The organism is Rhodococcus sp. H-CA8f, assembly GCF_002501585.1.
GTDB classification, from domain to species: domain Bacteria; phylum Actinomycetota; class Actinomycetes; order Mycobacteriales; family Mycobacteriaceae; genus Rhodococcus_F; species Rhodococcus_F erythropolis.
This window is the reverse complement of record NZ_CP023720.1, coordinates 3,924,329-3,944,584: the sequence shown is the minus strand read 5'-3', so window position 1 is coordinate 3,944,584 and position 20,256 is coordinate 3,924,329. Positions and strand designations below refer to the sequence as shown.

Sequence of the window (20,256 nt, the reverse complement as noted above, 5' to 3'; positions counted from 1 at the left end):
CCGGACGATGTCCACTCTCAGTGACCTCCTCGCCGAACACACCGATCTTCCCGGTGCGGCGGTCGACCATCTCCAGCGCGTCGTGGGGGAGTGGCAACTGCTCGCCGACCTCTCCTTTGCCGACGTTCTCCTGTGGGTGGGCACCGAATCGGAGAAGAACCGATCCGAGGGGACGGTCATCTGCGTCGCGCATTGCCGGCCGACAACGGCATCGACGGCTTTTCCGGAGGACGCAGTCGGAACGGTCGTTTCCGAGTCCGAGCACCCGCAGGTTCTTCGCGCTCTCGTCGAGGGCCGCGTCGTGCGCGGGGAAGACGAGACGTGGCGTGAAGGAATGCCGCCGCGTCGGGAAGCCGTTCCGGTGCGTCTGGACGGGCGAGTCATCGCGGTTCTGAGCCGCGACACCAACCTGTCGCACCAGCGAGCGCAGAGTCCGCTCGAGCTCGCGTATCTCGATTGCGCCGAAGACCTGTGTCAGATGATCAGCGACGGAACCTTCCCGATCCGAGAATCGCGCTCCGACACGAACTCGAGCCCACGTGCGGGCGACGGCTTCATCCGTCTCGATACCGAAGGCACCGTCGTCTATGCCAGCCCGAACGCGCTCTCGGCCTATCACCGGATGGGTCTGAGTTCGGATCTGGTGGGCCAAGACCTCGCGGCGTTGACCCGTTCGTTGGTCACCGACCCGTTCGAGTCTCAGGAAGCTGCGGGATACATCCGAGATACGTTGGCGGACAAGCCCGGTCGCCGTATGGAGATCGAGGCGCGCGGGGCGACCGTTCTGCTGCGAGCCCTGGTTCTCAAGCCGGGCGGCCGGCATGTCGGTGCGGCGGTCGTCGTCCGCGACGTCACCGAGGTCAAGCGTCGTGATCGCGCTCTCCTGAGCAAGGACGCAACCATCCGCGAGATTCACCATCGAGTGAAGAACAACCTGCAAACCGTCGCGGCGCTTCTGCGTCTACAGGCCAGGCGAACCGGCAACGACGAAGCGCGACAGGCGTTGACAGAGTCGGTGAGGCGCGTGACGTCCATCGCCCTCGTTCACGACACCTTGTCGATGTCGGTGGACGAAGAGGTGGATCTCGACGAGGTGATCGACCGGTTGGTTCCCATGCTCTCCGATGTCGCGGGAGTGGGTGTGCCGGTGGCGATTCGGCGTGAGGGCAGTTTCGGAGTGTTCTCCGCCGAGCGCGCCACCCCGCTGGTCATGGTGCTGACGGAGTTGGTGCAGAACGCGATCGAGCACGCTTTCGATCCGGGAGTGACCGGCACGGTCACACTCAGCGCCGAGCGTTCTGCGCGCTGGTTGGACGTGATCATCCACGACAACGGGCGCGGCCTGCCGGAGAACTTCGACCTCGAGAAGTCCGATCGGCTCGGACTCCAGATCGTGCGGACTTTGCTGGGCGCCGAACTCGGTGGCTCGCTCGGATTGCACCCGGGAAGCGGTGGCGGCACCGACGCGGTTCTGCGTGTGCCGCTCGGTAGACGCACTGCGCGTTACTGATTCGAGCAGCGTTAGCGATTCGAGCAGACAAAAAGCCCGACACCATGTGGTGTCGGGCTGTCGTCTTCGACTGTGCGGAGGGGCTGTTCTCCGCCGCGAGTCGAACGTCTCGGTTCTACCTAGACGGAAGTGCGTGCACGGGTACGTGCGTTACGACGCTTGAGTGCGCGGCGCTCGTCTTCGCTCATTCCGCCCCAGACGCCTGCATCCTGGCCGGACTCGAGAGCCCAGGACAGGCACTCGGCGGTGACGGGGCAGCGGTTGCAGACAACCTTGGCATCAGCGATCTGAGCGAGGGCCGGTCCACTGTTTCCCACCGGGAAGAACAGTTCGGGATCCTCGTCGCGACAGATTGCGTTGTGGCGCCAGTCCATCTTTTTTCGCTCCTTAATTGGGTGTGTATTCACACCATTTGGTACCAATGAGTTTGTGTGTGCGTCATCAATGTTTCCGCACTGTTACTTGTGAATGCTTTCACGAACTCGCGGTATGTCAATAGGTTTGAACGGGTTCGTGGGCCAACTCACTAATTTGTGACACACCTGACGGCCACCTGGGCGTCACCGGCATTTTACCCGATTTCGACTATTTGACACCAGAGTTTTTGCAGGTCAAACGTGTTGCCTGACTCACGTCGGAATCGGTGCGAACACTTCCAGTGCATCCGGGACCGAGGTGAATTCGACTTTTTCGCGAAGTCCGATGTAGTCGCCGTCCATCTGCAGTCCGATCGGTCGCGACGATTCGATGGTGATTGTCGGGACGTCGTCGGTGCGTAGAAGGACCTTCGATTTCGGTTCTGCGCCGCGTGCGAGGAGCTGTCGCACAACCCGCAGAGACGGTAGGACTTTGGTGCTCGTCATGGCGAAGATGCCGAGTCCACTGTCGAAGGTCGTTCCCGGATTGGTGTGTACGGGACGCTCTTCCAGATATGTCCACGGGCTCGAGTTCGACACGAACGCGTAGTGGACTCCGGAGACGGGATCCTGATCGGGGAGGTGGACTGTCAGGGCGGGCTCGGCTCGCTTGGCACGGAAGAACGCCGCGATTGCGGTTCGGACATACCGGGCGGGTGTGGCGGCGTCACCGTTCTTACGGCTGGCGTCGACGGCCTCGCATACATCGGCGTCGAGGCCCATTCCGGCGTTGAACGTGAACCAACGGTTGTCGCAGTGTGCGAGCCCGATTCGGCGTCTCGTTCGTTCCGAGAGTAGATCGACGAGTTGGTTTGTGGCGTCGATCGGGTCGGCGGCAATACCGAGTGAGCGCGCGAAAACGTTTGCCGAGCCTCCCGGGACGACAGCGATCGTCGGGATCGGACCGACCGGAACCGATTTCATCGACGCGGGATGCGGTGACCCGAGCAGTCCGTTGACCACTTCGTTGACCGTTCCGTCGCCGCCGTGGACGATCACCGAGCCGAAGCCGTCTTCGTGGGCTTCGCGCGCCAGTTCGGCGGCGTGTCCCCGATGTGTGGTGTGCGCCACAGTAAGTCGCACCCGACTCTCGAGGGCGTGTGCCAACAGGTCACGACCGGCAGCAGTGGTGGAGGTGGCATTGGGGTTGACGATCAGCAGTGCGCGCACGGGGCATGAGCCTATCCGGTGTCGTGTTCTAGGCTGGCCTCGTGCCGAATACCGCCAGTCCGAACGCCCTGCCCAAGACAGTCACATGGGCAGGTGCCCTCGTGACGCTGCAAGGGCTGGTTGCCGCCGGGTTCGCGATCGTCGCAGTGATTCGCGGCGCGACCGGTCACGATCAGAGCGTCACCAACGGATACGGATTTGCCGCCTGGGTCGCGATCCTCGGCGGCGCGGTGTTGGCTGCCGGTATCGCTTTGCTGACGGGCCGCCGGTGGGGCCGGGCAATCGCCGTCGTCGCGCAGTTGCTGCTCCTGCCGGTCGCCTGGTCGCTCCTGACCGATTCGCATCAGGTGCCGCTCGGCATCGTTCTGGGTGTCGTCGTTCTCGGCGCTCTGGGCTGCCTGTTCTCGGCTCCGACGTCTCGATGGATGGCAGCGGAGTACGGAGCGTACGCAGACGAGGTGTCGCCGGAAGAGGGACACCCGGACGAGACCGAAGAGCCGCGGGACAAGTAGGACGGAACGCCTACCCTGCTTCAGTCCTACTCAGCTTCGGCGGCAAGAGCTCCGAGGTGGGTGCCGGTCAGGCGATACGTGGTCCACTCCGTCTTCGCGTCGGCACCGAGTGACTCGTAGAACTTGATCGAGGGCGTGTTCCAGTTGAGCACCGACCAGGACAGCCGGGTGTAGTCGTTGTCGGTGCACTCCTTGGCGAGCGCGGCCAGAAGAGCCTTTCCGTGGCCTGATCCGCGCTGGCTGGGCTTGACGTACAGGTCTTCGAGGTAGATGCCGTGGGCGCCGTCCCACGTGGAGAAATTGCGGAACCACAGCGCCATGCCGACGACGTCGTCAGCCGAATTCACAGCGACGTGCGCGAAGGCCGTCGCGGCCGGCCCGAACAATGCCTCGCCGATCTGTTCCGCCTTCACGGTGCACTCGTCGAGGGCCTTCTGGTAGTCCGCCAACTCGTAGATCATGTCGGTGATCGGCTGGACGTCTGCGGGCGTGGCGCGTCGGATCATGGGGAGAATCTTAAGCCTCAAGCCTCCACTAGCGGCGGCACGTTGTGATGGACGAGGTGGCTGGCGCCGTGCTCGTAACCGAGAACCGTGTAAGCGCCCGGGAACAACGCGAAACGCTTTCCTTCGGTGACCGGGAGCTCGAGCCAGCGGGCGATGAGCGCGCGTGAGAAGTGGCCGTGCCCGATCAGGATCACGTCCCGCTCGGGTAGCTGCGAACGCACCATCGACAGCACCATGTCGGTGCGGGCATGGATCTGATCGGTCTGCTCGCCGCCGGGGCACGGGTGTGTCCAGACGGTCCAATCGGGCACCGTTGCGCGGATCTCGGGCGTCGTGAGGCCTTCGTAGTCGCCGTAGTCCCATTCGGAAAGTGCATCCCAGGTTCGCTCTTCCGGCAGGCCGGCGAGATCACCCGTCAACTGTGCGCGCAGCCGCGGACTCGTCAGAATCATGGGGTTCCGGAGGTCGAGGGTTCGCAAGCGATTTCCGGTCGCGGTTGCCTGCATCTCGCCGAGCGGAGTCAGCGGAACCTCGGTCCGGCCCGTGTGTTTCCCGGTGCGTGCCCACTCGGTTTCACCGTGGCGCATGAGTACGACGCGAGCACCGAGGGGGATCGACGAGGGGGCGGACTGGGAGGTCATGTCGACCATCATTGCAGGCTGCCTCGCGTGTGTAGCTCGCCTCCTGGCGCGAAGTGCGCAAGGATCTACGTGTGACGACGGTTCTCGCAGTGGCGAATCAAAAGGGCGGCGTGGCTAAAACCACTACCGTCGCTTCTCTCGGTGCGGCTTTGTCCGCGCTCGGACAACGAGTTCTGGTGGTGGATCTCGACCCGCAGGGCTGCCTGACGTTCTCGCTCGGACACAACCCCGATCGCCTCGAGCGTTCGGTCAACGAGGTCCTGGCGGGTGATCTCGACGCGGTCGACGCCGTGCTGAAAACGGACGACGGTATGGATCTCCTGCCGGCCACCATCGATCTCGCGGGCGCCGAAGCGCTGCTCCTGATGCGACCCGGTCGAGAGTTCGCGCTCAAGCGGGCGCTGTCTCCGCTCCTGGGTTCTTACGACGTCATCATCATCGACTGCCCACCGTCGTTGGGTGTGCTCACACTCAACGGATTGACTGCGGCGCAGTCGGTTCTGGTTCCACTGCAATGCGAAACCCTCGCACACCGCGGCGTCGGACAGCTGCTGCGTACGGTTCGTGAAGTCCAAGCGATCACCAACCCGGATCTTGTTCTGCTCGGCGCACTTCCGACTCTGTACGACGCTCGAACCACGCACAGTCGCGACGTACTCGCTGACGTCAGTGACCGCTACTCCCTCGCCGTTCTGGCGCCGCCGATTCCACGGACCGTCAAGTTCGCCGAGGCCTCTGCTTCCGGCGCGACGGTCCTTGCCGGGCGAAAGAACAAGGGCGCGGATGCCTATCGAGAACTCGCCGACAATCTCGTAAAGCATTGGGCTGGAAATGAAGTCGTGACTTTCGCGCCGGAACTGGCGCTCTGAGGAAGGCGAGAGCTTCTAGCGCAGCGCGAACAAGGTATCGCCGCGCTGTTCCAGAATCGTCTCGCCCGCACTGGCGAGCACGATCGGCGTCGTCGTCTCACCGCGGTCGACTGCGATCATGCGCTGCACCGCTCCGTCCGACGGGCTGACGGCTGCAATGCCGCCCGGAACGGGGATGAGCATCTGACCGGCGACCATGCTTCCGGGCCCGGACGTTCCGTTGACTATCCACGTCGGAGCCAGATCGCTCAGGCGGAGGTTGACGGTCTGCGAGCCGGTCCACCAGGTGATCGAAGCTTTGTCGGCGTGGGTGCGGGCCCCTTCGGTCACCGCTCCCTCGATCGGATAGTCGACGATCGGATTGCCGGTTCCGTCGAAAATGGTGATGCGAGAAGCGGTTCCGTTGGCGGCAGGGAGGTAGACGGCCGTCTTCTCGCCGGCCACGGCAAGCAGGCGGGCGCCTTCGGAGTCGAGGAGAATCGAGGATCCGTACTCTTCGGGTTCCTGGGCGTCCTTCGGTGCGGGGTTCATCACCGTCAACCTGTTGGAGGCTTCACCCGGGCAGCGCTCGAGTACCGAGACTCGGTTGGCGCTCGACGCAGCGTCGAGCAGCGTGCATCCGGTGCGGGGTTGCTTGTTCGGATTGACCTTCGCGTCGACCCTGCCGTACTCGAGAGTTCGGACGAGGTCCGAGCGCCACAGTTCCATTCGCTCACTGCCGCGTGAGATCAGATAGGTGCCGTCCGCCGACAAGGTGACCGCGGAATCGGCGTCGCTGTTGCGCTGGTCCTTTCGGGCGCCGGTGTCGGCGACCAGTGACGTGACCTGAGAGCAACCGCGATTGTCCTGATAGACGCTGACGACGCGATCCCACGAACCGATCGCACCGCACAGGGGAATGTTGCGCGCGTATCGCCATACTTCTTCGCCTGTTGCCGGGTCGCGGCCGATCACGTCGGAACCGTCGGCGGTGACGACGGCATTTCCGACGGTGATGGGTGCCGTCGAGTCGGCACTGGGAGATTCCCACGTCTGCTGCAGGACGTCGGGTAACAACACCGACGTCGACAGAGGTGGGAGTGGAGATTCGGCGGTGACCGAGGTGGTTCCGCGCGCATCACTGCGCAACCACACCACGGTCACCGCCACGATTACTGCCAGCGCGATTGCCAGCGCACCGATCACATCTGAGCGAGTACGCCTTTCGGGAGCCAGCACATCGGCAGCTTACTCTGCGGCGCCTGCCGTCGCGGAAGCCGCGGGGCGACGACGCCGACGGCGACGCGGCTTGGCCGCTCCGTCTTCGTCCGAGTTCTCGGTAGCGGTTGCAGCCGGTGCCGAAGGGGGAGCTGTGGTGGCGCCGGCGGTGGTGGACGTCGCGGCGTCGGTCGAAGCACCGGCGCGGGTACGGCGGCGAGTCCGGTTGCGACGAGGCGCGGCCTTCTCTTCGTTGCCGTCGGCGTCAGCCGTCTTCGGCGCGTCTGCTTTGTCCGTTGCCGCCTTGTCGGTTGCAGCCTTCTCAGGGGCGGGCTTGGCCTTGCGAACAGTGCCCTTGGCATCGGCCGGAATCGACAGCTCTTCGTAGAGGTGCGGCGAGCTCGAGTACGTCTCGACCGGATCGGGGATTCCGAGGCTCAGTGCCTTGTCGATGAGCTGCCAGCGAGGAATGTCGTCCCAGTCGACCAGCGTGACAGCGATGCCGGTGCGTCCGGCGCGGCCGGTACGACCGATGCGGTGGACGTAGGTCTTCTCGTCCTCGGGGCACTGGTAGTTGATGACGTGGGTGACATCGTCGATGTCGATGCCGCGTGCGGCGACGTCGGTGGCGACCAGCACGTCGACCTTGCCGTTGCGGAAGCCCTTCAGGGCCTTCTCGCGGGCAATCTGTCCGAGGTCACCGTGGACGGCACCGACGGAGAAACCGCGCTCGGCGAGATCGTCGGCGACTTTCTGGGCTGTGCGCTTGGTGCGGGTGAAGATCATCGTCGCGCCGCGGCCTTCGGCCTGCAGAACGCGGGCGACCATCTCGGCCTTGTCGAGAGCGTGCGCACGGTAGATGTGCTGGCTCGTGCGGTCGTGCACTGCGGAGGATTCGGCTTCCTCGGCGCGGATGTGCGTCGGCTGCGTCAGGAAGGTGCGCGCCAGGGTGATGATCGGGCCGGGCATCGTGGCGGAGAAGAGCATCGTCTGACGCTTGTCGGGGACCATGCCCATGAGGCGTTCGATGTCGGGGAGGAATCCGAGGTCGAGCATTTCGTCGGCCTCGTCGAGGACGAGAACGCCCACCTTGCCCAGGATCAGGTGCGACTGGTTGGCGAGGTCGAGCAGGCGACCCGGGGTGCCGACGACAACGTCGACGCCCTTCTGCAGTGCCGAGATCTGCGCCTCGTACGGCCGACCGCCGTAGATGGGCAGAACCTGGAGACCGCGGTCGCCGACTCGGAGGTACTTGCTGGCGTTCTCGAGGTCGCGAGCGACCTGGATGCACAGCTCGCGGGTGGGAACGATGATCAGAGCGCGTGGCGTGCCGTCGAGGACAGCCGTGCCGTTCTCGGCGGTGACGATGCGATGCAGGAGCGGGACGCCGAAACCGAAGGTCTTGCCCATTCCGGTGCGGGCCTGACCGATGAGGTCGTCACCGGCGAGAGCCAACGGAAGGGTGAGTTCCTGGATGGCGAAGGTGCGCTCGATACCGATCTCGTTCAGTGCGCGGACGATTTCGTCGCGTACACCGAGTTCGGCGAAGCTCGGGGGTACATGGGTGTCGTCGAGCTGGACGGAAACGGTGTTCTCGGTTGCTTCGTCTTCGTGGTCGACAGTGATCTTGCTCAGGGGACTAGCCTTTCCTCGTGGCGGTACGCACGCACAAGGTAAGGGGCCAGGCCGTAAATCGGCCGATGTCGATGCCCTCTTTTTCTTCGGTCATGCCTACGCCTCAGCACTGAATTCCACTCGGACGAATTCGAACCGTCCGGAGATCTCGGCGAAGCGGGCAACAACCGTCGATGCAGGTGCGCGCACATTATCGGTGGGGTCCGCGTGAGCACAGTCGTGTCGGCTGATCTAAAGCAGCCGTCCCGGCTAATCATAAGAGCCGGGGGAACTGGCGAACTCCCAAGACCATTGTAGCTGCACGTTGTCCGCCCCTCGCGATGACATGTCGAAGATCACCGAATCGGACATGCGGTCCTTGGCGGTCGCGTCGGCCGTCGAAGCACTACAGTTCGTAGTCATGGGCGCACACGATCTTGATGCTTCGACGGACGCTGGAACCGGAGGCCGAGTCGCTTCCGATCACCCCGGCGTGATCGATTTGTTTGCCGTTCTCGCCTACGGCGAGATTTCGGCGTTCTACCGGTTGGCGGAGGACGCACAAATGGCACCGGACCTGCGAGGCAAGGTGGCGTTCGCCAGCATGGCCGCCGCCGAGATGGACCACTTCGAGACTCTGGAAACGGCGCTGACGGAACGCGGCCACGAGATCTTTGCCGTCATGGACCCGTTCGTTCGTGCTCTCGACAACTATCACGCGTCGACGACACCGTCGACGTGGCTGGAATCGCTCGTGAAGGCGTACGTCGGCGACGGAATCGCTGCCGATTTCTACCGCGAGATCGGGCACTCCCTCCCGGCGGATGTCGCCGAGATCGTCGAGGACGTGCTGTCCCAGACGGGCCACTCGGAGTTCGTGGTGCTCGAGGTGAAGGCAGCAGTGGAGGCCAGCACCCGCGCCAAGGACCGGCTGATGTTGTGGGGACGCCGTCTTCTGGGTGAAGCAATCACGCAGGCGCAGTTCGTGCTGGCGCAGCGTGAGGACCTCACGGATCTGGTGATCTCGGCCTCGGGTGACCTCAACGGAGTTGTCGCGTTGTTCGACGGTATGCAGGCAAAGCACGCCGAGCGGATGGCGATTCTCGGACTCGTCTAGGTGCCTGTTCGCTCTGGGCACAGCGTGCAGAGGAGCGTGGGCGGTCGCTGCTGCATTAGCCTTGCGTCGACAACGGATGTAATTCACGAACAGTTCGGAGGTTGACCGTGGAGGTCAAGATCGGTGTAATCGACAGCCCGCGTGAGCTCATCGTCAACAGCGAACAGACCCCTGACGAGGTCGAGACACTGGTCGCGGCTGTCCTCGGTGGCCGCGAGCCGGTTCTGGCTCTCGTCGACGACAAGGGCCGCAAGTTCCTGGTGCAGGCTTCTCGTGTGGCGTACGTGGAGATCGGTCCGTCCGATATCCGCAAGGTCGGATTCGCGCCTACCGTCTGACGCGTAGCTGTAACAGCAGAATGGGCGGGCAGTCGTGAGACTGCCCGCCCATTCTCGTTCGGGTTCCGGTTACTTGGTTTCGGCCTGCAGCGGCACGTGTGAGAGACCGCCCCACGCCAGTGTCACGGTGATTTCCACGGCCTCTTCCTTGGGGATCGGCCGCGCGGCTTCGAGCCAGTACCGCGCCGTGAACTGGCTGGCACCGACCAGACCGACCGCAAGAATGCGCGCGCGGTACGGATCGAGTCCGGAATCCTGACTGACCAGGTCGAACACGGCGTCGACGCAGGCTTCGGTGGCTTGTTCGACGCGTGTCTGGACCTGAGGTTCGCCCATGATGTCGGACTCGAACACCAGGCGGAAGCCCTGCGAGTCGTTGTCGACGAAGTCGAAGAAAGCCTGGACTGCGGCGCGGACACGCTGTTTGTTGTCCGTCGTCGATCGCAGGGCCTGGCGTACACCCGAGATGAGGCTGTCGACATAACTCTGCAGGACTGCGACATACAGTTCGAGCTTGCCTGGAAAGTGTTGGTACAGGACTGGCTTGCTGACACCGGCACACTCGGCGATCTCGTCCATGCCGGCCGAGTGGTACCCGTTCGCGACGAATACCTCACTTGCAGCTGCGAGGAGCTGGAGGCGGCGCGCATCGCGGGGGAGTCGGGTGCTGCGACGTGTTCCGGCAGGCTTGCCAGCCGTTGTACCGCGATCGGAGTCTGTCCGATCCGCGAGTTCTGTCATGTCGCTTCCAATCTGAGCAAAAGTAAATTCGGTCGGCGCGCGGATCCGCGAGTCGCGTGTGCGTACCCGCCAGTATCCTCCGTCACACCGGTCGTAGCCGAATGAACGATACCGTGTGTCGCCCGGGCGAGTCGCGCGTGCCTCGGTGAGCGAGACCAGCGGTCTTTCTCGTTACAGGACGGGTTGCCATGACACGCCAGGACCAGCATGTTTCGGTCAGCCCGGGCGAGCGACTTGCCGTGTGTGAGATTCTGGACGACGTGACTGACCCAGGGGGACCGCGCATGCGTGGACGAACTACGCAGAACCCTGAACGTGAGGAACGTCGAATGCGTAGCGGAACTGGAGCGCCCCGCGACGAACGTCGGCCAGAGGTGCCGGATGATCGTGCCTACGGCGAACGCGACTATCGCGGCATTTCCTCCCATCAGCCCTTGCGTGCCCAGTGGGATCCGACCAAACGAGAAGTGGGCCGAACCCCGCGTAATCCGCGGCCGGACCGGGCAGCGCGAAAGCAGAGCAAGCTCGGGCGCTTCGTCTCGACATACGGTTGGCGGGCCTACGCGATTCCGGTTCTCGTGGTGCTCACCATCCTTGTGATCGTCGACGCAGTACGTCCGGACGCCACAGACACCGCGAGCAAGACGTCGGCCACTGCCGACCTCGCCCACAGCACCGACGGAACCGACGTCATCGGTGCGCCGCCGGCCGGAGACGGAACCTTTGCGTCGTCGATACCGTCCGGCGCGCTCCCCGACGGTGGCCCGTTCACCGTCGCGGGCGGCGGAACGTGGCACGTCGTACCGGGTACGACGGGCAAGGTCGGACAGGGAACCGAACGCGAGTTCACGTACACGGTCGAGATCGAGGACGGCGTCGACACGACCGGTTTCGGCGGTGACGAATCGTACGGACGCATGGTCGATCAGACGCTGGCAAATCCGAAGAGTTGGACCAATGATCCCAAGGTCGCGTTCCGGCGCGTCGACGCGGGCGAGCCGGACTTCCGGATCTCCTTGACCTCGCAGATGACTATCCGTGAAGGCTGCGGATACGAGATCGAACTCGAAGGATCCTGCTACAACCCGAGCATGGACCGAGTCCTGCTCAATGAACCGCGATGGGTGCGAGGCGCCATTTCGTTCCAGGGTGACATTGGTTCGTATCGGCAGTATCAGATCAATCACGAGGTCGGCCATGCCATCGGATACGCCGCCCATCAGCCGTGCGAGACCGAAGGTGGACTCGCACCGATCATGATGCAGCAGACCTTCGGAACCGCGAACAACGACATCGCTAGGCTTGATCCCGAGGGCGTCGTTCCGATGAACGGACTCACGTGCCGCTTCAATCCGTGGCCGTACCCCCGAGCGTGACCGGATCGAGAATCCCTGATCTCGTCTTGAACTAGGAGTGTTTCGCGGTGTCTGCAACACCCGTCGTATTGCCACCACTGGTGGAGCCGGCAGCCGAGTTGAGCCGGGAGGAAGTTGCCAGATACAGCCGGCACCTGATCATCCCGAACGTGGGCATGACCGGCCAGAAGCGGCTCAAGAATGCGCGAGTCCTGTTCATCGGCGCCGGTGGATTGGGTTCGCCTGCACTGCTCTATCTCGCGGCCGCAGGAGTGGGCACCATCGGGATCGTCGAGTTCGACGAGGTCGACATGTCGAACCTGCAGCGTCAGGTGATTCACGGACGCTCCGACGTCGGACGCCCGAAGGCGGTCAGCGCGAAGGAGTCGATTCTCGAGATCAACGAGCACGTCGACGTCCGGTTGCACGAATTCCGCCTGGACAACTCCAACGCCGTCGAACTGTTCTCGGAGTACGACCTGATCCTGGACGGTACGGACAACTTCGCGACGCGGTACCTCGTCAACGATGCCGCCGTCATCGCCGGAAAGCCGTACGTGTGGGGCTCGATCTACCGCTTCGAAGGGCAGGTCTCGGTCTTCTGGGAAGACGCCCCGGACGGCGCGGGACTGAATTATCGCGATCTTTACCCGGAGGCGCCGCCGCCCGGCATGGTCCCCTCGTGCGCCGAGGGCGGTGTTCTCGGAGTCCTGCCTGCGACCGTCGGTTCGATCATGGCGACCGAGGCGGTCAAGCTCATCACGGGGATCGGCGAACCGCTTCTCGGGCGCCTGATGATCTACGACGCTCTTGCGATGACGTTCCGGACGATCCGCCTTCAGCGTGATCCGACCCGCGTGCCGGTCACCGCCTTGATCGACTACGACGCGTTCTGCGGCGTCGTGTCCGAAGAGGCGAGCGCTGCTGCTGTCGGTTCTACGATCACGGCGCCGGAGCTGGAGGCCATGATCGGCGAGGGACGATCGATCGAGCTGGTAGACGTACGAGAACCGGTTGAATGGGACATCATGCATCTGCCGGGGGCGGTGCTGATCCCGAAGGACCGCATCCTTTCCGGTGAAGCTCTGGCGACGTTGCCGCAGAACAAGCAGATAGTTCTGTACTGCAAAACCGGCATTCGTTCGGCCGAGGCACTGGCCTTTCTCAAGAACGCCGGTTTCTCCGACGCAGTTCATGTTCAAGGCGGCGCGATCGCCTGGGCGAACCAGGTGGATGCGAGTCTGCCGGTCTACTAGGCGCGCCTCGCGGGAGGCGGCGCCGCGCACCGGTAGCGTTGGGGTGTGAGCACAGGCCAACCTCCCCAGCACGTGTGCTCCACCTTCGGCCTCCGTGAAGTCGATCCCATCCCACTCGGTGCGGATTGGGACGGCGGGTGGCTGTGTGGAGACGTCGTCCTTTCAGCAGTCGCGGATCATGCCCGCGCAGCGTGGTCGGCGAAGGTGCGAGAGAACCTCGAAGTCGACGGCGTTCGGCTGGCTCGACCGGTGCGTTCGACTGACGGTCGTTACGTCGTCTCGGGCTGGCGCGCCGACACATTCATCGTCGGATCGCCGGAACCACGTCACGACGAAGTGGTCTCGATGTCCTGCCGACTGCATGCGGCGACGGCCTCGCTCGAGCGCCCGCGCTTCCTTGCACAACCGCCGGTGCCGCCGTGGGCCGAGGTCGACGTATTCGTCGCCGCTGATCGCGCGGCATGGGAAACGGTTCCGCTGAGGATCGCGAAGGGCGTCGAGCAACTCGAGACGCCCACTCCTGACGGTCGCAAAAGTCTGGAACTGATTGCCGGGCTCGCTACTTTGCGGAAGCCGGTGCAGAGCCCGGACCAGCTCGTGCACGGCGATCTGTTCGGGACGGTGCTGTTCTCGGGCAGTATGGCCCCCGGAATCACCGACATCACGCCGTATTGGCGACCGGCTGCGTGGGCCGCTGCCGTCGCTGTGGTCGACGCGATCTCGTGGGGCGGTGCCGACGAGGCACTGGTCGGCCGGTGGGAAGACCTTCCCGAGTGGCCGCAGATGCTTCTACGTGCGGTGATGTTCCGCTTGGCAGTTCATGTTCTGCATCCCCGCTCGACGGCGGACGCGTTCCCGGGGTTGGCCCGTACTTCCGACATCGTGCGCTTGCTGCTCTAGATCGGGGCGCCGGTACCGAAGTCCGAGACCAGGCCCTCGAACAGCTCGCGTGCGGCGTTCGAGGCGGCCACGGTGTTCCCGTCGACGACAGCGTTGACGAGGTTCGCGTGCTGCGAGTGGAATCCTTCGCCGGTTGCATCGATGTGCTGTTGGATCGTGGTCTCGATGACCGGGAGCAGGGAGTCGTAGAACTCCAGGTAGACCTCGTTGTGGCTGGCCGCGACGATTGCTCGGTGCAGGGCGACGTCAGCGGTGGTGGCAGCGTCGATGTCCTGACCCTCCCATGACGCGGTGCGAAGCTCGAGTAGTCGCGTCAGTTCGGCGATGTCGTCTTCGGTTCGCCGTGCGGCGGCGAGGGTGGCCGCGGTGATGTCGAGTGCGCGCCGAAGTTCGAGTACGTCCCGTTGGTGGGCACCGGCAAAGTAGTTGCCGAGAGTGCCACCGAGGTCGGAGACAGCAACGACGTAGGTACCCGATCCCTGACGACGTTCCAGCATTCCGGCGTGAACAAGCGCCTGGACCGCCTCGCGCACGGTATTGCGACCGGTCCCGGTCAGCTCCGACAGTTCCGGTTCGGTGGGGATTTTGGAACCGATCGGCCAGGTCCCGCTCCGGATCTCGTTGCGGAGTTGTTCGGTGACCTGCGAGATGAGACTTGCGCGTCGAACGGGTTGCACGTGGTTGTTTCCTCGGGTCCGGGTAAGTGGTGTGAATGTGACGTTAGATTACCGCGCTTGTGCGAGTTCGTCCGGTCATCCTATGATTTGCCGGTGACTGCTCAACTGGAGAGAACCGAAACCCGCTCGTTGATACAAGGCCGTGTGCTCGTCTTCGCTGCGATTGCGATGTCTGCGCTCGTACTTCGACTTGCGGTGACCTCGTTCTCGCCCTTGGCGGCCGAGATTCGCGACGAGATCGGCTTCTCCGCCTCGATCGTCGGTGTCTTCGGCATGGTTCCGACCGCAATGTTCGCCATCTTCGGTCTCATCACTCCCGCCATCGCGAAACGTATCGGGCTCGAGCGAACGGCCCTCGTTGCGATGCTCATGGCCGGCGTCGGAATGCTGTTGCGCGCCATGATGTCTCAGACATGGTCGTTGCTGGCCCTCTCGGCTTTGGCACTGGCAGGCATGGGAATCGGCAATGTCGTGATCCCGCCGTTGGTCAAGCGGTACTTCTCGGATCGCCTCGCCACCATGAGTTCGGTCTACATCGTGGCCGTGCAGATCGGCACCATCGTTCCGGCGTTCGTCGCAGTCCCGGTCGCCGACGCCTTCGGGTGGCGGTTCTCGATCGGCTGGTGGTCCGCCTTCGGCTTCGCCGCAGCAGTGCCGTGGTTGATCACCCTCGCTCGTTCGCGCAAGGCTCGCGCGAACGCAGCCGGGTCCGTCGAGAATGCATCGGATTCGGTTGCGGCAGTGGCAGAACAGCCACGCGGTCAGGTCTGGCGTTCTCCCGTGGCCTGGGGGATGGCCGGCATGTTCGGCATGACCTCACTGATCACGTATTCGATGTTCACGTGGATTCCCTCGATCCTTCGTGACGCCGGAGCCAGTGATGCCTTCGGCGGAACGATGGTCGGAATGTTCTCGGTGATCGGGCTCGTCGCAGCGTTCGGTGCGCCGACCCTGTGCGCCCGCATGGCCAATCCCTTTCCTGTCGTGATCGCGTGTGCCGTCTGCTACCTGGTTGGCATGGGCGGGCTGTACTTTGCCCCGATGGCGGCGCCGGTCGTGTGGGTTGTCGTCCTGGGCCTCGGTCCGAGCACGTTCCCGATGTCGCTCACGCTGATCAACCTGCGTACTCGTTCGCACATCGGTTCCTCGGCACTGTCCGGCTTCACCCAGGGCATCGGCTACTCCGTTGCCTGCCTCGGTCCGCTCCTGTTCGGCGTTTTCCACGACGTGTCCGGTGGATACGCTGCGCCGTTCGGCCTGCTCGTCGTCGCTGTGATCGTGGTGCTCCTGGGCGCCTACCAGGCATGCAAGCCTCGGATGCTCGAGGATTCCTGGCACGCACCTGCGAAAAACTAGCTCACACCCGGTCTTGTTACCGGGTGAGGATCAATTGACTTCGCGGTCATCGCACGCAGCACCGGCGCAATAACCGTTTTCTACCTTTGGGTCTCCAACATATTCAGGAGGCCCTGGTGAGTCATTACATCGAGCATTGGGATGCAGAGGACGTCGGCGCCTGGGAATCCGGCGGCAAGGACATCGCGAAGCGGAACCTGATCTGGTCAGTGGTAGCCGAACACGTCGGCTTCTCGATCTGGTCGATCTGGTCCGTGATGGTGTTGTTCATGCCGACGGATATCTACGGCATCGACGCGGCCGGAAAGTTCTTCCTCGTCGCAGTGCCCACACTTGTCGGGTCGGTCCTCCGCATTCCATACACGGTTGCCACCGCACGGTTCGGTGGTCGCAACTGGACCGTCATGAGTGCGCTGTTCCTCTTCGTACCAACACTTCTCACGCTCTACCTGATGATGAATCCGGGTGCGTCGTACACCACGTTCATGTTGGTAGCGGCCACTGCAGGTATCGGCGGCGGCAACTTCGCGTCGTCGATGACCAACATCAATGCCTTCTACCCGCAACGCCTCAAGGGGTGGGCGCTCGGTCTCAATGCCGGCGGCGGCAACATCGGTGTGCCGATGATCCAGCTGATCGGTCTGCTGGTGATCGCCACCGTCGGTAACCGTGCTCCGTGGATCGTGTGCGCTGTCTATCTCGTGTTCATTGCCGCTGCTGCCGTCGGTGCCGCGCTGTTCATGGACAACCTGGGCAACCAGAAGTCGGACCTGCGCTCGATGGCCAAGGCACTCAAGTTCTCCGAGTCGTGGGTGATCAGCTTCCTGTACATCGGTACGTTCGGTTCCTTCATCGGATTCAGCTTCGCCTTCGGTCAGGTTCTGCAGATCAACTTCCTCGCCGGCGGTGCCACTCCGGCCGCGGCCGCGCTGCATGCAGCCCAGATCGCCTTCATCGGTCCTCTCCTCGGTTCGATCGCTCGCCCCCTCGGCGGCAAGCTGGCCGACCGGATCGGCGGCGGCAAGATCACCATGTGGACGTTTGTCGCCATGGCATTCGCTGCATCGATTCTCGTGACGGCCGGAACGATGGACGACAACACCGCGGGCGTCGCCAGCGCCGGAATCATGGTGACATTCGTTCTCGGATTCATCGCCCTGTTCCTGCTCTCCGGCATCGGAAACGGATCCGTTTACAAGATGATCCCGGCGATCTTCGAGGCGAAGGCTCAGAGCTTCGATCACATGGATCGAAGCGAGAAGGCAACGTGGTCGCGCAGTATCTCCGGTGCTCTCATCGGATTTGCCGGTGCGGTAGGCGGTTTGGGCGGCGTAGGCATCAACCTGGTGCTGCGCGCGTCGTACAGCAGCCCCGCGAAGTCGGCGACCATGGCCTTCTGGGTGTTCCTGGCCTTCTACATCGCCTGCATCGCAGTCACCTGGTTCGTCTTCCTGCGCAAGCCGTCGACGCTGACCACAGACGTCGACGAGGCGAAGGTCGCAGTCACGGCGTGAGCGGTCCGCAGAATCTCAGAACTATCTCGTACCTCAGGAAGTAGGCGTCATGAGCAAGTCGGTTGTTGTCATCGGACACGGAATGGTCGGACACCGATTCGTCGAGGCACTGCGTTCGCGCGACGAAGCGAACAACTGGTCGGTGACCGTACTCTGCGACGAGCAGTACGCAGCGTACGACCGAGTCGGGCTGTCCTCGTACGTCGGAGCGTGGGACCCCAAGGAATTGGCACTGGCCGGTAACGATTACGTCGGTGACGGCCTGGTCGATCTCCGAGTGGGGGAAGGCGCGCTCTCGATCGACAAAGATGCACGCACGGTCACGACGACAACCGGCGAGACGATCTCCTACGACGCTCTGGTGATGGCGACCGGTTCGTATCCGTTCGTGCCTCCCGTACCGGGGCACGACGGCGACGGATGTTTTGTCTACCGCACCCTCGACGACCTCGACGGTATCCGGGCCGCCGCCGAGAAGGCGGGTCCTGGCGCTGTCGGCGTCGTGGTGGGCGGCGGTCTTCTCGGACTCGAGGCGGCAAATGCTCTCGCGCTCATGGGAATGACGGCACACGTCGTCGAACACAATGCGCGATTGATGCCGATGCAGGTCGACGAGGGCGGCGGCGCACTACTCGCTCGCCTCGTCACCGAACTCGGTCTCACCGTTCACACCGGAGTCGGGACGGCGGGAATCTCGCAGGCCGACAACGGAATCATGGTCGAACTCTCCGACGGCTCCACCATCGACGCGTCGCTGCTCGTCTTCTCCGCCGGAGTTCGTCCGCGAGATCAGCTGGCCCGCGACGCCGGCATCGCAGTGGGGGAGCGCGGCGGCATCCTGACCGACCTCGGCTGCGTGACTTCGGACGAGAACATCTATGCCGTCGGAGAATGTGCTGCGGTGGAAGGCCGTTGCTACGGTCTGGTTGCTCCCGGCTACACGACGGCCGAGATCGTGGCCGATCGTCTGCTCGGCGGCGCCGCGGATTTCCCGGGCGCCGACATGTCCACCAAGCTCAAGCTCATGGGCGTCGACGTCGCCAGTTTCGGTGACGCGATGGCGACCTCACCGGGAGCTCTCGAAGTTGTCCTCAGCGACGCGTCCAAGGGGACGTACGCGAAGCTCGTGGTCTCCGATGATGCGAAGATCCTGCTCGGCGGCATTCTTGTCGGTGACGCATCGGCCTACGCGTCACTGCGCCCGCTGGTCGGTCGCGAACTACCCGGTGACCCGGCGACATTGATCTCGCCTGCGGGGGAGAAGCCGGGTGCAGGCTCGCTGCCCGACGATGCCGAGGTGTGCTCGTGCAACGCGGTGACCAAGGGAGCCATCTGCGGCGCAATCGCGGCCGGCGCATGCGACATTGCTTCGGTGAAGGCGTGCACCAGCGCCGGAACCACCTGTGGCGGTTGCCTTCCCACTGTGAAGCAGCTGCTGGCCGATTCCGGCGTCGTGATGTCGAAGGCACTGTGCGAGCATTTTGCGCAATCGCGGGCCGAGTTGTTCCAGATCGTCCAGTCGACGCAGACCAGAACCTTCTCGGCGCTGATCGCCAAGTACGGCAAGGGCGCCGGTTGCGATATCTGCAAGCCCGTAGTCGCTTCGATTCTGGCATCGACGGACTCCGATCACATCCTGCACCGCCAGCAGGCGTCGTTGCAGGACACCAACGATCACTTCCTCGCGAACATCCAGAAGAACGGTACGTACTCCGTGGTACCTCGTATGCCTGGCGGCGAGGTCACGGGTGAGCAGCTCATCGTCATCGGTGAGGTGGCGCGTGACTTCGGCTTGTACACGAAGGTGACCGGCGGTCAGCGCATCGACTTGTTCGGGGCTCGTGTCGAACAGTTGCCCGCGATCTGGAAGCGTCTCGTCGACGCCGGGATGGAATCGGGTCAGGCGTACGGCAAGTCCCTGCGGACGGTCAAGAGCTGCGTCGGTTCGAGCTGGTGCCGCTACGGCGTTCAGGACTCGGTGGGAATGGCCGTCGACCTCGAGAACCGCTACCGCGGCCTGCGTTCGCCGCACAAGATCAAGTTCGGCGTCTCGGGATGTGCTCGTGAATGCGCCGAAGCGCGTGGCAAGGACGTCGGCGTCATCGCGACGGAGAACGGTTGGAATCTGTATGTGGGCGGCAACGGCGGACAGTCGCCCAAACACGCTCAGCTGCTTGCCGGAGGCCTCGACGACGCAACCTTGGTCAAGTACATCGACCGCTACCTCATGTTCTACATCCGCACCGCCGATCGCCTCCAGCGCACGGCGCCGTGGGTCGAATCACTCGAAGGCGGACTCGATCACCTCAAGGCCGTTATTTGTGAAGACAGCCTGGGAATCGGCGAAGAACTCGAGGCTCTGATGGCCAAGCACGTCGAGGGCTACCAGGACGAATGGGCTGGTGTGCTGGGTGATCCGGAGAAGTTGTCGAGGTTTGTCTCGTTCGTCAACGCACCGGAAGAAGCCGACCCGACGGTTGTGTTCGACGAGACCGGAGTGCGCAAGGTTCCAGTCCTGATGGGTATGCCGAGCATCCCTACGCGCCGGTAATAGTCGCGTAACCCGT

At 63.6% G+C, this 20,256-nt stretch carries 19 protein-coding genes; 11 read left to right on the top strand and 8 right to left on the bottom strand.

Annotated elements, in window-relative coordinates:
• The first annotated feature begins 7 nt into the window (after positions 1–7).
• The gene (locus tag CPI83_RS18355; RefSeq protein ID WP_019747797.1) at positions 8–1,510 is read left to right on the top strand and encodes a histidine kinase N-terminal domain-containing protein; all 1,503 of its coding nucleotides are present in this window, start codon (positions 8–10) and stop codon (positions 1,508–1,510) included.
• Positions 1,511–1,629: 119 nt separating this feature from the next.
• On the opposite strand, the gene CPI83_RS18350 is transcribed toward CPI83_RS18355, so the two are convergent.
• On the bottom strand, positions 1,630–1,884 hold the full coding sequence (locus CPI83_RS18350) for a WhiB family transcriptional regulator (protein WP_003940950.1): 255 nt from the start codon (positions 1,882–1,884) through the stop codon (positions 1,630–1,632).
• Between the two features lie 255 nt (positions 1,885–2,139).
• The gene (locus tag CPI83_RS18345) at positions 2,140–3,096 is read right to left on the bottom strand and encodes a diacylglycerol kinase family protein (protein WP_019747798.1); all 957 of its coding nucleotides are present in this window, start codon (positions 3,094–3,096) and stop codon (positions 2,140–2,142) included.
• A gap of 41 nt (positions 3,097–3,137) precedes the next feature.
• Here CPI83_RS18345 and CPI83_RS18340 point away from each other — a divergent pair, with 41 nt between their 5' ends.
• Complete coding sequence (locus tag CPI83_RS18340; protein ID WP_020907115.1) at positions 3,138–3,608, top strand: hypothetical protein; 471 nt, start codon at positions 3,138–3,140, stop codon at positions 3,606–3,608.
• Between the two features lie 26 nt (positions 3,609–3,634).
• On the opposite strand, the gene CPI83_RS18335 is transcribed toward CPI83_RS18340, so the two are convergent.
• Both CPI83_RS18335 and CPI83_RS18330 read right to left on the bottom strand, forming a co-directional pair.
• Positions 3,635–4,114 carry a GNAT family N-acetyltransferase gene (locus CPI83_RS18335; protein ID WP_003940724.1) on the bottom strand — a complete coding sequence of 160 codons (480 nt, stop codon included), beginning with the start codon at positions 4,112–4,114 and terminating at the stop codon, positions 3,635–3,637.
• Between the two features lie 17 nt (positions 4,115–4,131).
• Complete coding sequence (locus CPI83_RS18330; protein ID WP_019747801.1) at positions 4,132–4,755, bottom strand: acid phosphatase; 624 nt, start codon at positions 4,753–4,755, stop codon at positions 4,132–4,134.
• Between the two features lie 71 nt (positions 4,756–4,826).
• Between CPI83_RS18330 and CPI83_RS18325 the strand changes: the two genes are divergently transcribed.
• Positions 4,827–5,624, top strand: a complete 798-nt coding sequence (locus tag CPI83_RS18325) for an AAA family ATPase (protein ID WP_003940948.1) — start codon at positions 4,827–4,829, stop codon at positions 5,622–5,624.
• A 15-nt stretch (positions 5,625–5,639) separates the two neighbouring features.
• Here CPI83_RS18325 and CPI83_RS18320 read toward each other — a convergent pair whose 3' ends face one another.
• A complete protein-coding gene (locus CPI83_RS18320) occupies positions 5,640–6,842 on the bottom strand; it encodes a PQQ-binding-like beta-propeller repeat protein (RefSeq protein WP_198586310.1) in 1,203 nt (400 codons plus the stop codon).
• 9 nt (positions 6,843–6,851) lie between these two features.
• Positions 6,852–8,456 (bottom strand): DEAD/DEAH box helicase, encoded by a 1,605-nt coding sequence (locus CPI83_RS18315; protein ID WP_029537929.1) that lies wholly within the window; start codon positions 8,454–8,456, stop codon positions 6,852–6,854.
• A gap of 400 nt (positions 8,457–8,856) precedes the next feature.
• Here CPI83_RS18315 and CPI83_RS18310 point away from each other — a divergent pair, with 400 nt between their 5' ends.
• Both CPI83_RS18310 and CPI83_RS18305 read left to right on the top strand, forming a co-directional pair.
• Entirely contained in the window at positions 8,857–9,552 is a 696-nt protein-coding gene (locus CPI83_RS18310) for a ferritin-like fold-containing protein (RefSeq protein WP_029255047.1), read from the top strand.
• A gap of 107 nt (positions 9,553–9,659) precedes the next feature.
• Positions 9,660–9,890, top strand: coding sequence for a DUF3107 domain-containing protein (locus CPI83_RS18305; protein WP_003942312.1), 231 nt, complete (start codon positions 9,660–9,662; stop codon positions 9,888–9,890).
• A 69-nt stretch (positions 9,891–9,959) separates the two neighbouring features.
• Here the strand turns inward: CPI83_RS18305 and CPI83_RS18300 are convergent, their stop codons facing one another.
• Positions 9,960–10,631 carry a TetR/AcrR family transcriptional regulator gene (locus CPI83_RS18300; protein WP_003942309.1) on the bottom strand — a complete coding sequence of 224 codons (672 nt, stop codon included), beginning with the start codon at positions 10,629–10,631 and terminating at the stop codon, positions 9,960–9,962.
• 374 nt (positions 10,632–11,005) lie between these two features.
• On the opposite strand from CPI83_RS18300, the gene CPI83_RS18295 reads away from it, so the two are divergent.
• From CPI83_RS18295 to CPI83_RS18285, 3 genes are read left to right on the top strand one after another with little or no spacing between them, the layout of a single operon-like run.
• Positions 11,006–12,007: a DUF3152 domain-containing protein gene (locus tag CPI83_RS18295; protein WP_019747807.1), complete on the top strand. Its 1,002-nt coding sequence runs from the start codon at positions 11,006–11,008 to the stop codon at positions 12,005–12,007.
• 47 nt (positions 12,008–12,054) lie between these two features.
• A complete protein-coding gene (gene moeZ, locus CPI83_RS18290; RefSeq protein WP_019747808.1) occupies positions 12,055–13,242 on the top strand; it encodes an adenylyltransferase/sulfurtransferase MoeZ in 1,188 nt (395 codons plus the stop codon).
• A 45-nt stretch (positions 13,243–13,287) separates the two neighbouring features.
• A complete protein-coding gene (locus CPI83_RS18285; protein ID WP_007731227.1) occupies positions 13,288–14,142 on the top strand; it encodes a TIGR02569 family protein in 855 nt (284 codons plus the stop codon).
• On the opposite strand, the gene CPI83_RS18280 is transcribed toward CPI83_RS18285, so the two are convergent.
• The gene (locus CPI83_RS18280) at positions 14,139–14,819 is read right to left on the bottom strand and encodes a FadR/GntR family transcriptional regulator (protein WP_020907120.1); all 681 of its coding nucleotides are present in this window, start codon (positions 14,817–14,819) and stop codon (positions 14,139–14,141) included. The two genes, CPI83_RS18285 and CPI83_RS18280, sit on opposite strands and share 4 nt — an antisense overlap.
• Positions 14,820–14,912: 93 nt before the next feature.
• Here CPI83_RS18280 and CPI83_RS18275 point away from each other — a divergent pair, with 93 nt between their 5' ends.
• The 3 genes from CPI83_RS18275 (at position 14,913) to nirB (ending at position 20,240) form a co-directional block, all read left to right on the top strand.
• Positions 14,913–16,175 carry an MFS transporter gene (locus tag CPI83_RS18275; RefSeq protein ID WP_070796175.1) on the top strand — a complete coding sequence of 421 codons (1,263 nt, stop codon included), beginning with the start codon at positions 14,913–14,915 and terminating at the stop codon, positions 16,173–16,175.
• Between the two features lie 113 nt (positions 16,176–16,288).
• A complete protein-coding gene (locus CPI83_RS18270; protein ID WP_097388209.1) occupies positions 16,289–17,689 on the top strand; it encodes a nitrate/nitrite transporter in 1,401 nt (466 codons plus the stop codon).
• 49 nt (positions 17,690–17,738) lie between these two features.
• Positions 17,739–20,240 carry a nitrite reductase large subunit NirB gene (gene nirB / locus CPI83_RS18265; protein ID WP_097387530.1) on the top strand — a complete coding sequence of 834 codons (2,502 nt, stop codon included), beginning with the start codon at positions 17,739–17,741 and terminating at the stop codon, positions 20,238–20,240.
• The last annotated feature ends 16 nt before the right edge of the window (positions 20,241–20,256 follow it).

What these genes read in the sequence shown, in the direction of transcription:
- CPI83_RS18335 (WP_003940724.1), bottom strand. Translation starts at nt 4,114, where the DNA reads ATGATCCGACGCGCCACGCCCGCAGACGTCCAGCCGATCACCGACATG.
- CPI83_RS18300 (WP_003942309.1), bottom strand. Translation starts at nt 10,631, where the DNA reads ATGACAGAACTCGCGGATCGGACAGACTCCGATCGCGGTACAACGGCT.
- CPI83_RS18310 (WP_029255047.1), top strand. Translation starts at nt 8,857, where the DNA reads ATGGGCGCACACGATCTTGATGCTTCGACGGACGCTGGAACCGGAGGC.
- CPI83_RS18330 (WP_019747801.1), bottom strand. Translation starts at nt 4,755, where the DNA reads ATGACCTCCCAGTCCGCCCCCTCGTCGATCCCCCTCGGTGCTCGCGTC.
- CPI83_RS18355 (WP_019747797.1), top strand. Translation starts at nt 8, where the DNA reads ATGTCCACTCTCAGTGACCTCCTCGCCGAACACACCGATCTTCCCGGT.
- nirB (WP_097387530.1), top strand. Translation starts at nt 17,739, where the DNA reads ATGAGCAAGTCGGTTGTTGTCATCGGACACGGAATGGTCGGACACCGA.
- CPI83_RS18350 (WP_003940950.1), bottom strand. Translation starts at nt 1,884, where the DNA reads ATGGACTGGCGCCACAACGCAATCTGTCGCGACGAGGATCCCGAACTG.